Here is an 11,800-nt window from a genome sequence, read left to right on the forward strand (position 1 = left end):
GAGAAATCGTTTCCGATGCTGCAATACAGCATCTTTTGGTCGTATCAACCGCACTTCGGCCTGCGTCCTGCGGCTTGGGCCTGCTGGTATACCCCACTCAGGGCCGGCGCGTCACGCTGCAGTTCGCGGATGCGGTTGGCCGGATCGGGGTGGGTGGACAGCCATTGCGGGGATCGCCCGCCACTGGCGGCCATCATGTTCTGCCACAGGTTGACCGCCTGGCCCGGATCAAAGCCGGCCTCGGCCATCAGCCGCTGGCCCACCACGTCGGCCTCGCTTTCCTGGGTCCGTGACCCCGGCAGCAGGAAGGCCGTCTGCGCGGTCATGCCGCCCAGCTGGTTGACCGTGCCGGCGGCGCCATCGCCGTAGGCAGCCCCGGCCAGCGCGCCCAGCACGGCCAGGCCGGTCTGCGCGCCCATCTGGCGCGTCAGGCGCTCCTCGTGGTGGCGCGAGATGACATGGCCAATCTCGTGGCCGATCACGGCCGCCAGCTGGTCCTGGTTCTTGGCCACGGTGAGGATGCCGGTATTGACCCCCACCTTGCCGCCGGGCAGGGCAAAGGCATTGGGTTCGGCGTCAACGAAGACCGCAGTTTCCCACCGTACGCCTCGGTACTGTGGCGGCAGCTGCGCGACCAGCGCATTGACCACGCACTGCACGTAGCCATTCTGCCGACCGTCGGTGCTGACCTTTTCCTTCTGCTTGGTCTCGTTGAATGCCTGCGCGCCTAACTGGTCCAGCTCGGCCTGCGACACACCGCCCACCATCTGCCGGCGGCCGGTGGGTGAGGTGGTGGTGGCACATGCGCTGACCAGCAGCGCCAACGCGACCCCGAACAGCACTGGTTTCATCGAAGCTCCCCCGTGTTCATGTGCCCAGTGTGGAACTGCGCGCCGTAAATTTTCGTCAAGCGAAGCGGTGGATCAGTGAAGGCCCAAAAACACCAGTGCGGCCAGGGCGATGGCGTTGTTCAGGCCGTGCGCCACGATCGGCGCCCACAGGGTGCCGGTGCGCTGGTACAGCCATGCAAAGGCCGCGCCCATGCCGCCGTACACCAGCCAAAGCTGCGCGATCTCCAGCGGGCCGTTGGCGCTGGTGCCGGGAATTTCATGCACCAGCGCGAAGGCCAGACTGCTCAGCAGCACGCCCAGCCAGATCCGACCGGCCTTCCACAAGCGCCCGAACAGCACGCGGCGGAACAGCAGTTCTTCGTAGGCGGGGGCGAGCACGATGGCGAACACGGCCAGGAACCACGGGAAACGGCTGAGCGCCTGTTCCATCAAGGCCAGGTTGGTGGGAACCGGTTCAATGCCGGCCTGCTTGGCCAGATAGGCGATCAGGTTGCTGCCGATCACCACGCCGGTGGCCACCAGCAGGGTCCAGCCCCAGGTCGAGGGACGGCGTGCGGCCTGCATCGAGGCATGCCGTTCGGCGGCGTCGGCACGACGTCGCAGGAAATACAGCAGAAGGGCGGCGCCGCCGGTGGCGATCAACGCCATCAGGATCTGCGCCAGGGCGCCGGGCTGGCCCAGTTGCTGGGACAGCGCGCCGGTATCGAGGGGAGTGCCATCGCGTGCTGCCTGTGCACCCACCACGGCACCGCGATACAGGCCCCAGGCCAGTCCACTGATCAGGCTGAGCCCGAACAGCGCGACGACAGCAATGCCCAGGTCGATGAAGAAGCCGGCAACGGGGGAACCGCTCTTGCCGCCGGAGGCCGACGGCGAGGCAGGGGGCAACGGGGGCGTGGCGGTGGACGCCGGTGCGGTAGCAGACATCGGATTCCTGGCAGCAGAAGACGTTGGCCGGCCCGCCTGCAGTGCGCAGGCGGCCGACCGTGTCCCGATTGTGTCAGATATCCAGGTTGGCGACCTTCAACGCGTTGTCTTCGATGAAGTCACGACGTGGCTCCACCACATCGCCCATCAAGGTGCTGAAGATCTGGTCGGCCGCAACGGCGTCTTCGATCCGCACCTGCAGCAGGCGGCGGGTGTCCGGGTTGACCGTGGTGTCCCACAGCTGTTCCGGGTTCATTTCGCCAAGGCCCTTGAAGCGCTGGATCTGGCGGCCCTTCTTGCCTTCCTCGAGCAGCCACTCGCGTGCCTGCGCAAAGCTCTCGATCTCGGCCGACTTGGCGCCACGGCTGATCTTCGCACCGGCGCGGACCAGGCCGTGCAGCAGCAGCGAGGACTGGTGCAGGGCACGCAGTTCACCGGTTTCGAAGGCCGACAACGGCAGCACCTGGATCAACGCTTCGCCCATGTGGCGGCGCGTGACCAGCAGCGCGGCCGGACGCTCCTCGGTGGGTTCCTGCAGCTCCAGGCTGAAACGCGGCGAGCCCAGGCTGCTGCGGTTGAGACGCGTCGCCAGCGCACCCAGGCCCTCATCGGCACCGGCCTTGCGCAGGTGTTCCAGGTCCATCGGGGTGAAATCGATCAGGGCTTCAAGGACCTGGCGGTCGTACCGGTGGGCGTTGCGGCTGATCGCTTCCTGCGCCGAGGCGTAGGACAGCAGCAGCTTTTCCAGGGCCACACCTTCAATGCCCGGTTCGCCATCGGCCGGAATCAGCGACGCGTTTTCCACCGCGCTGCTGGCCAGGTAGGCATCCAGCGCCGGGTCGTCCTTCAGGTACAGCTCCTGCTTGCCCTGCTTGATCTTGTACAGCGGCGGCAGGCCGATGTAGATGTGGCCGCGCTCGATCAGCTCCGGCATCTGCCGGTAGAAGAAGGTCAACAGCAGCGTACGGATGTGCGCGCCGTCGACGTCGGCGTCGGTCATGATGATGATGCGGTGGTAGCGCAGCTTGTCCGGGTTGTACTCGTCACGACCGATGCCGGTACCCAGCGCGGTGATCAGCGTACCGACCTGGTCCGAGGCCAGCATGCGATCGAAGCGGGCACGTTCCACGTTGAGGATCTTGCCGCGCAGCGGCAGTACCGCCTGGTTCTTGCGGTTGCGTCCCTGCTTGGCCGAGCCACCTGCCGAGTCACCCTCGACGATGAACAGTTCGGACAGCGCCGGATCTTTTTCCTGGCAGTCGGCCAGCTTGCCGGGCAGGCCTGCGATATCCAGCGCGCCCTTGCGGCGGGTCAGATCGCGCGCCTTGCGCGCCGCTTCACGGGCACGCGCAGCGTCAACGATCTTGCCGGCAATCGCCTTGGCTTCGTTCGGGTTTTCCTGCAGGAATTCTTCCAGGCGCTGGCCGAAGGCACTTTCCACGGCCGGGCGCACGTCCGAGCTGACCAGCTTTTCCTTGGTCTGGCTGGAGAAGCTCGGGTCCGGCACCTTGACCGACAGCACGGCGATCATGCCTTCGCGCATGTCATCGCCGGTCAGGTTGATCTTGGCCTGCTTGGCGATGCCGTTCTGCTCGATGTAGTTGTTGAGCACGCGGGTCAGCGCGCCGCGGAAGCCGGCGAGGTGGGTACCACCGTCCTTCTGCGGAATATTGTTGGTGAAGCAGTACATCGTTTCCTGGTAGGAATCGGTCCACTGCAGCGCCACGTCCACGGTGATGCCGTTGGACTCGCCGGTTACCGAGATCACATTCGGGTGCAGCGGCGTCTTCAACTGCGCCAGATGCTCCACGAAGCTGCGGATGCCGCCTTCGTAATGGAAGTCGTCGCGGCGGCCATCGCCGCGCTCGTCCGCCAGCACGATCTTGACGCCGGAATTGAGGAAGGACAGCTCACGCAGGCGACGGGCCAGGATGTCGTAGTGGAATTCCACGTTGTCGTGGAACGCCTTCAGCGACGGCCAGAAGCGCAGGGTGGTGCCGCGCTTGGTGCTGGCGGCCACCTGCTTCAACGGGTGCAGTGCCGCACCGTCGGCGTATTCCTGCTGGTAGTGGAAGCCGCCCTGGTAGATGTCCAGGACCAGCTTCTGCGACAGCGCGTTGACCACGCTGACGCCGACGCCGTGCAAGCCGCCGGACACCTTGTAGCTGTTGTCATCGAACTTGCCGCCTGCGTGCAGCACGGTCATGACCACTTCGGCAGCAGACACATCGCGGTCGAGCTTCTTGCTCATCTGCTCGTGCTTGCCGGTCGGGATACCGCGGCCGTTGTCGGAGACGGAGACCGAGCCATCGGCGTGAATCATCACAGACACGTGGTCGGCGTGGCCGGCCAAGGCTTCATCGATGGAGTTGTCGACGACCTCGAACACCATGTGGTGCAGACCGGTGCCGTCATGGACGTCGCCGATGTACATACCAGGACGCTTGCGGACAGCTTCCAGCCCTTCCAGGGCGGTGATGCTGTTGGCGTCGTAGTTGCCGCTGTTTGCCGGGGTGTTCTGTTCTTCAGTCATTGCGCTTGCCGTAGGCTCCGCAGGTCGGGCCGCCGCTTGACGCGGGGCACCGTGGGTAAGGGGTTGCAACAGCAATTATACCAGCCGGGCGCATGCGCCCTCCCGACCACTATGGCACAGGCTGGACCTGCCCATGTTCCACGTGGAACCGGGTGATATCGGTTGCGTCGTGCAGCGCCGCCGGGGTCTCGGTGGCGGTGATGAATATCTGCGCGGGCCCGGACTTCAACCGGTCCAGAACCCGGGCCTGGTGGTTGCGATCCAGTTCGGAGGACAAGTCGTCCAGTGCGATCACCGGCCATTCGCCGCGCTGCTCGGCGTAGTCCTCGGCCTGGGCCAACAGGCAGGTCAATGCGGTGAGTTTGGCCTGGCCGCGGGACAAGGCGTCGCGGCCTGGAATGCTGGCGAAGCCCACGCTCCAGTCCGCCCGGTGCGGGCCGACGGAGGTGTAGCCGGCCATGCGGTCGCGTTCCCGGGCGAGCAACAGGGCATCGGACAGGGACACCTCCTGTTTGCGCCAGCCCGGGCTCAGCGTCATCGACTGTATGCCCAGGTTCGGTGCCAGCACCTGGGCCAACGCGGTGGCCCGGTCCTGCAGCCGCTCGAGGTAATGCTGGCGGCGCGTGGTCAGCGGTTCTCCCGCTTCGGCCAGCTCGTGGTCCCAGGCGTCCAGTGCATGGGCGTTGCCCCCTTGCTTGAGCAGGGCGTTGCGCTGCTTCAGTGCCCGCGAGTAGCGCCGCCACAATGCCAGGAAGTCTGGTTCCACGTGGAACAAACCCCAATCGAGGAAGCGACGGCGCGGTTCGCCACCGCCGCTGACCAAGGCATGGCTGCCGGGCTCGAAGGTCACCACGGCCAGCGCAGCGCAAAGGTTTCCCAGCTGCGCAACGTCTTCGCCATCGAGCCGACCCTTCCATTCCTGCCCGCTGTGACGCAGCCCGGCCTTGCGCCGCGTGGAACTTGGTGCGCCTTCGCGGCATTCGTCCCACTCCACGAAGACTTCCAGCGCGTCCTGTCCTTCGCGCACCAGGCCGTCGCGCACCCGTCCGCGGAAACTACGCCCGTACGCCATCACATGCAGGGCCTCCAGCACGCTGGTCTTGCCGGCACCGTTGTCACCGGTAATCAGGTTGATGCCCGGCTCGGGGGCCAGTTCCACGAGGTCAAAGCGGCGAACCTGGTGCAGGGACAAGCGGCGGATGTGCATGCAGTCAATCACGGCCGCACAAGGCGGCAGTCGGGTAGGGGCAATCGATCAGCTTACTGCATCGGGTGTGTTTCACGTGGGCCGCGGGGTGAACGCGCTTCCTGCTCCCCCGATCCACGTCGATCCACCAGCGCAGGGCACGGAGCCGCCCGCCACATGGCCACGCAGCACCGTGAATTTCTTGAAATCTGGCGGCCGGGCAGGGCGGCAGGCCTGCAGATTTCAAGAAAATTGATGGGTTTTTGCCTGGCCCTTCGGGGGGCCGATTACTGCAGCGGGTAAATTCTTTGAAATCTGCTGCACTGGACCCGGCATGCCTATTCAGATCTGGCCAAATACGGTGCGGCTGCATTTCGCTGTCCACAGAGGCTCTGTATGACTTATGCACAACTCATGTACGAGCTGTGGATAAAAACAGGCCCAAAACCCGCCTTGAAAGATATCCACAGGATCACCCCCAGCCTCAGGGGGCCTTATGTAGGGGGTTTCAGGCCTAACATTCCCTTGAATTTCAATAAGATAAGGTACTTTTCAACCAAATCTGGCCCTACCACCACCACCTAGCTTTAGATTTATATACAGTTTTTAAAGCATAGAGCAGTGATCCGGACAGGCAAACGAGCCGTCGGCATGGAACGCGAAAGCAAGGCTTCGGAGCAGGGGAAACCTCTGCGCGATGCGTCGGGTCTGCCGACGTCGAAACTTGGTGCGAACAGCCCTGTCGCGAGTCGTTGATCAACGCTTTCGACGGCAGCCACCAACCAGGATCCAAACCGCTGCCCGTTACCTTGAAACGCAATGCTCCACGTGGAACAAAAAAAAGCCCGGCACTTGGCCGGGCTTCTTCAACACATCGGTTCCACGTGGAACCATGCGTCAGGTCAGAGACGCAGCGGCATCACCACATGACGCGACTTCTCGCTGCTGGCCTCACGGACCAGGGCAGAGGAGTTCGAATCACGCAGCTGGATGACGACGTGCTCATCGCGCAGTGCCGACAACGCGTCCAGCAGGTAGTTCACGTTGAAGCCGATGGCCAGGTCGCTGACCGTGGTGTCGGCTTCGATCTCTTCCTGGGCTTCTTCCTGCTCCGGGTTGTGCGCGCTGATCTTCAGGTTGCCCGGCGAGACTTCCACGCGGATACCGCGGTACTTCTCGTTGGACAGGATCGCGGCGCGCTGCAGCGAGGCCCGCAGTGCTTCGCGGTCGACCTTCACTTCACGGTCGGCACCGATCGGGATCACTGCCTCGTAATCCGGGAAGCGGCCATCGATGAGCTTCGAGGTGAAGGTCACATCGTCGCGCTTGACCCGCACGTGGCTGCGACCGACTTCCAGCTCGATCTCGCGATCGCCGCTTTCCAGCAGACGCTGCAGTTCGGTCACGCCCTTGCGCGGCACGATGATCTGACGCTTGGCGCCGCTGGCTTTTTCCAGCTCGGTTTCGCACAGCGCCAGGCGGTGTCCGTCAGTGGCGACGGTCCGCAGGGCATCGCCGCGCAGATCGAACAGCAGGCCGTTGAGGTAGTAGCGCACGTCCTGCTGGGCCATCGCGAACGCAGTGCGCTCGATCAGTTCCTTCAGGGTGGCTTCGCCGATGGCCACACGCTCGGTGGCTTCGACTTCGTCCACAGACGGGAAGTCGTTGGCCGGCAGGGTTGCCAGGGTGAATCGGCTGCGGCCTGCCTGCACGGTGATCTTGTCACCGGTCTGCGAGACGGTGATCCGGCTGCCGTCGGGCAGGGCGCGGATGATCTCGAACAACTTGCGGGCGGGGATGGTGGTCTCGCCGTCCTGGGCATCTTCCACCGCGATCCGCGACACCATTTCCACTTCCAGGTCCGTACCGGTCAGCGACAGCTGCCCGTTCTGCACCTGGACCAGGAAATTTGCCAGAACCGGCAGGGTCTGGCGGCGTTCGACCACGTTGACGACTTGTGCCAACGGCTTGAGAAAGGCTTCGCGCTGCAGTGTGAAACGCATGTGGTTCCGTGCCCCTATGCTTTAAAAAAATATGGAATAAATCAAAAGCTTGGTGGTGATGGTAGGAACAGAATCGCTGGAAAACACAGCTAAGTCTTTGTAAACAAAGAGGTTTCAGAGCCTGAAACCCTCTGCACTACTAACCCTCGGGGGGAGGGTGAAGCTGTGGATAAATCACCCGGGAAATTTACCCGATTTCTTATCCACACCCTGTCCCCTGCTTGCTACCGGATTCTGCACCGTTTTATGCGATGACGCCTGTGCGGCGTGCATGCATCATTCGCTCAACTTCCGGATCAGCTTGTCCCAGTCTTCCCGCAACTTGCCGTCGGCTTCCATCAACGTCCGGATCTGACGGCAGGCATGCAGCACCGTGGTGTGGTCCCGGCCGGCAAAGGCATCGCCGATTTCCGGCAGGCTGTGCTCGGTGAGTTCCTTGGTCAGCGCCATGGCTACCTGGCGCGGACGGGCCAGCGACCGGGTCCGACGCTTGGACAGCAGATCCTTGATCTGCAGCCCGTAGTAGTCGGCCACGGTTTTCTGGATGTTGGGAATGCTGATCGCCTGCTGCTGGGCGCGCAGCAGGTCGCGCAGGGTTTCCTGCGCAAAATCAGTGGTGATCGCACGGCCGGTGAAGTTGGCGCGTGCGGCCAGGGTATTCAGCGCACCCTCGAGGTCGCGGACATTGGAGCGCATCTTCTTGGCAATCAGAAACGCCACATCGTCGGGAATCTCGGTGCCACGCTCACGTGCCTTGGCCAGCACGATCGCGGCGCGGGTCTCGAAGTCCGGCGGTTCGATGGCCACCGACAGGCCCCAGGCCAGGCGCGACTTGAGCCGTGCTTCCAGGCCCTCGACTTCGCGCGGGTACCGGTCGCAGGTCAGGATGATCTGCTGCTTGCCGTCGAACAGGGCATTGAACGTATGGAAGAACTCTTCCTGGGTACGGTCCTTGCCGGCGAAGAACTGGATGTCATCGATCAGCAGCGCGTCCACCTGCTGGAACTGGCGCTTGAACTGATCCATGGTTTTTTCCTGCAACGCCCGGATCATCGCGCTGAAGAACTGTTCCGAGCGCAGGTACAGGACCTTGGCAGCCGGATTGGCCTGGCGCATTGCATTGCCGGCCGCGAACATCAGGTGGGTCTTGCCCAGGCCGGTGCCGCCGTACAGCAGCAGCGGGTTGTGCGCCCGGTCACCCGGTTTCTGCGCCGCCTGGAACGCCGCGGCCAGGCCCAGCTGGTTGCTGCGGCCTTCCACGAAGTTGGCGAAGGTGTAGTGCGAATCCAGGTTGCCGGCGAACGGCACCAGCGGTTCGGCCGCCACGGCCGGGGCGCTGAAGCTCGGATTCGGCGCAATCTGCGCCTCCACGGCCCGCGGACGCGAGCCGATTTCAAGAAAAACGTCGCCGAAACCGGCGAAGTGCGCCAGCAGTTCCTTGATGCGCGGCAGGTACAGCTCGCGCACCTGGTCGACAATGAAGGCGTTTGGCGCATAAAGCACCAGGCTGTCCACGCGCAGATCGGCCTGCAGTGGCTTCAACCAGGTGTGAACATCCTCGGGCGGGAACTCCGCTTCGAGGCGTTCGAGACAACGGGACCAGGCATCCATCGGCAATAATCGTCTGGGGCCAGCGTACAGGCGTAGGAAACCGCCGCACCGCAGGCCGGAAGGAGGGAAGAATGGATGGCGCAGACTACCACCGACGAGGGGGGCCGGGAATGGTTGTCCCAAAGTTATTCACAAAATGATCCACAGCTATTGCACAGCCGGATGAAATCCCGTAGTGCCAGACACTTGACGGCACCTTGGTCAGGTCTATAGAATTTCCGGTTCTTTCCGTCCCCTTCATATAGAGGCCCGCATGGCCACCAAGCGCACTTTCCAACCCAGCAACCTCAAGCGTAAGCGCGACCATGGCTTCCGTGCCCGTATGAAGACCGCTGACGGCCGCAAGATCCTGTCGCGTCGCCGCGCCAAGGGCCGTAAAGTCCTGAGCGCTTGATTGCAATGCCGCTTCCCGCGGCAGACGCAATCCTGACTGTGAGCAGTTCCGACCCGCGCAAGCGATTTCCTCGCTCTGCGCGGGTTCGTACGCGTGCCGAATATACAACGGTCTTCAACGGCGCCCGCCGTGTGTCCGATCCGCTGATGACCCTGCACTGGCTGAAGAGCGATACGCCAGCCAGGTTGGGTCTCGCCGTGTCGCGCAAAGTCGATCCCCGAGCCGTGGGTCGCAACCGAGTGAAGCGTGTGCTGCGCGATGCCACACGCCACCTACGGCCGTGGATGAGTGCCGGCGATTTTGTCGTCGTTGCCCGTAGCGCCGCCCGTACCGCCAGCAATGCAGACATCCGTCAGGCCTTTGAACGCCTGCTGCGCCGCCTTGGCGCATTGCCCATGCCGGGCGCGGACGGCACAATGCCGCCGCCCCTGGGCGTTGCACCCCTTTCCCAGTCCGAGCCGGCCTCACCTGCCGGCCCCGTCGAGCCTGCCCGCTGATGAACCAGACCCGCGTTTTCCTGATTTTTGCCTGGCTGATGGTGGCCGTGTTGCTGTGGATGGAGTGGGGCCGCGACAAGGCCGCGCCGGCCACCCCGACGGTGGCTGCCCAGACCCAGGCGACCGTGCCGGGTGCCGCCGGGTCGGTCCCGGGCGCGACGGTGCCACAGGCCCCGGGCAGCGCACCGGCCAACCAGCCGGCCGCCCAGGCCCAGGCCGGCGCCGCCCGCGTGACCGTCACCACCGACGTCCTGCGCCTGGTGCTGGACGGTGGCACGGTGCTGGACGCCGAGCTGCTGCAGTTCCCGCAGACCAAGGCCGACGGCAGCCCGCCGGTGCGCCTGCTGACCGAAGAGAGCACGCACCCGTATCGCGCGGTGAGCGGCTGGACCAGTCAGGACAAGAGCATGCCGGTGCCCGAAGCCAATGGCTTCAAGCTGGTCGGCGACAGCCGCGACTTCGTGCTGGGCAAAGACCAGAAGGAACTGCAGATCCCGTTCGTGTGGAACGGTCCCAACGGCGTGACCATTCGCCGTACCTACACCCTGGGCCGCAACGAGTACGCGATCAAGGTGAAGGACGAAGTGGTCAACGGCAGCACCGCGCCGTGGAACGGCTACGTGTACCGCACCCTGGACCGCACCCCGACCATCCTGTCGCGCAGCATGACCAACCCGGACTCGTTCAGCTTCAACGGCGCGACCTGGTTCAGCCCGCAGGACGGCTATGAGCGTCGCGCGTTCAAGGATTACCTGGACGACGGCAACCTCAACCGCACCATCACCGGCGGCTGGCTGGCGATGCTGCAGCACCACTTCTTCACCGCGTGGATCCCGCAGCCGGACCAGGCCGCCAACTACGTGCTGTCCCAGCATGACGGTCGCGACCAGATCCAGGCCACCGGCCCGGCCTTCACCGTGGCCGCCGGCCAGCAGGCCAGCACCGAGGCACGTCTGTGGGTGGGCCCGAAGCTGGTCAACCTGCTCGCCAAGGAAGACGTGAAGGGCCTGGACCGCGTGGTCGACTACAGCCGCTTCTCGCTTATGGCCATCATCGGCCAGGGCCTGTTCTGGGTGTTGAACCAGGTCCACAAGGTGGTCAACAACTGGGGCTGGGCCATCGTCGGCCTGGTGGTGCTGCTGAAGCTGGTGCTGTATCCGCTGTCGGCGGTGCAGTACAAGAGTGGCGCCAAGATGCGTCGCTTCCAGCCGCGCATCGCGCAGCTCAAGGAACGCTATGGCGATGACCGCCAGAAGTTCCAGACCGCGATGATGGAGCTGTACAAGAAGGAAAAGATCAACCCGATGGGCGGCTGCCTGCCGATCCTGATCCAGATGCCGATCTTCTTCGCCCTGTACTGGGTGCTGGTGGAATCGGTGGAACTGCGCCAGGCGCCGTGGCTGGGCTGGATCCAGGATCTGACCGCACGCGACCCGTACTTCATCCTGCCGGTGATCAACGTGGCGGTGATGTGGGCCACGCAGAAGCTGACCCCGGCGCCGGGCATGGACCCGATGCAGGCCAAGATGATGCAGATGATGCCGCTGGTGTTCGGCGTCATGATGGCCTTCATGCCGTCCGGCCTGGTGCTGTACTGGGTGGTCAACGGTGGCCTGGGCCTGCTGCAGCAGTGGTGGATGACCAAGCGCCACGGCAGCGACCCGGTGCCGGCCACCACCGCGCCGATCAAAAAGAAATAAAACCGACCCCTGGTTGGTTGCCCCTGAAAAACCCGCCATCCGGCGGGTTTTTCTTTGGCGGCGATACAATCCCCGCCACCGTTGCCGCGTTTCCCCGA

9 protein-coding genes are annotated in these 11,800 nt (G+C 64.1%); 3 read left to right on the top strand and 6 right to left on the bottom strand.

All coding sequences use genetic code 11. The features are described from left to right. Nucleotides 1–44 precede the first annotated feature (44 nt). From DX03_RS19980 to dnaA, 6 genes are all read right to left on the bottom strand, one after another. Nucleotides 45–851 carry a M48 family metallopeptidase gene (locus DX03_RS19980; RefSeq protein WP_038691533.1) on the bottom strand — a complete coding sequence of 269 codons (807 nt, stop codon included), beginning with the start codon at nucleotides 849–851 and terminating at the stop codon, nucleotides 45–47. A gap of 72 nt (nucleotides 852–923) precedes the next feature. Beyond that, nucleotides 924–1,778 carry a CPBP family intramembrane glutamic endopeptidase gene (locus DX03_RS19985; protein ID WP_038691535.1) on the bottom strand — a complete coding sequence of 285 codons (855 nt, stop codon included), beginning with the start codon at nucleotides 1,776–1,778 and terminating at the stop codon, nucleotides 924–926. Nucleotides 1,779–1,851: 73 nt separating this feature from the next. Then, on the bottom strand, nucleotides 1,852–4,311 hold the full coding sequence (gyrB, locus tag DX03_RS19990) for a DNA topoisomerase (ATP-hydrolyzing) subunit B (RefSeq protein ID WP_038691537.1): 2,460 nt from the start codon (nucleotides 4,309–4,311) through the stop codon (nucleotides 1,852–1,854). A gap of 109 nt (nucleotides 4,312–4,420) precedes the next feature. Further along, entirely contained in the window at nucleotides 4,421–5,518 is a 1,098-nt protein-coding gene (gene recF / locus DX03_RS19995; protein ID WP_038691539.1) for a DNA replication/repair protein RecF, read from the bottom strand. 881 nt (nucleotides 5,519–6,399) lie between these two features. Beyond that, a complete protein-coding gene (gene dnaN / locus DX03_RS20000; protein WP_019184048.1) occupies nucleotides 6,400–7,500 on the bottom strand; it encodes a DNA polymerase III subunit beta in 1,101 nt (366 codons plus the stop codon). Between the two features lie 276 nt (nucleotides 7,501–7,776). Continuing rightward, nucleotides 7,777–9,111 carry a chromosomal replication initiator protein DnaA gene (gene dnaA, locus DX03_RS20005; RefSeq protein ID WP_038691541.1) on the bottom strand — a complete coding sequence of 445 codons (1,335 nt, stop codon included), beginning with the start codon at nucleotides 9,109–9,111 and terminating at the stop codon, nucleotides 7,777–7,779. Between the two features lie 253 nt (nucleotides 9,112–9,364). Between dnaA and rpmH the strand changes: the two genes are divergently transcribed. The 3 genes from rpmH to yidC are packed head-to-tail and all read left to right on the top strand — an operon-like array spanning nucleotide 9,365 to nucleotide 11,702. Further along, a complete protein-coding gene (gene rpmH, locus DX03_RS20010; RefSeq protein WP_006404565.1) occupies nucleotides 9,365–9,505 on the top strand; it encodes a 50S ribosomal protein L34 in 141 nt (46 codons plus the stop codon). A 5-nt stretch (nucleotides 9,506–9,510) separates the two neighbouring features. After that, entirely contained in the window at nucleotides 9,511–10,002 is a 492-nt protein-coding gene (gene rnpA / locus DX03_RS20840; protein ID WP_081797298.1) for a ribonuclease P protein component, read from the top strand. Next, on the top strand, nucleotides 10,002–11,702 hold the full coding sequence (yidC, locus tag DX03_RS20015) for a membrane protein insertase YidC (protein ID WP_038691545.1): 1,701 nt from the start codon (nucleotides 10,002–10,004) through the stop codon (nucleotides 11,700–11,702). Before rnpA ends, yidC begins: the two co-directional genes overlap by 1 nt. Nucleotides 11,703–11,800: the final 98 nt, after the last annotated feature.

It is taken from the genome of Stenotrophomonas rhizophila (genome assembly GCF_000661955.1).
GTDB lineage: Bacteria > Pseudomonadota > Gammaproteobacteria > Xanthomonadales > Xanthomonadaceae > Stenotrophomonas > Stenotrophomonas rhizophila.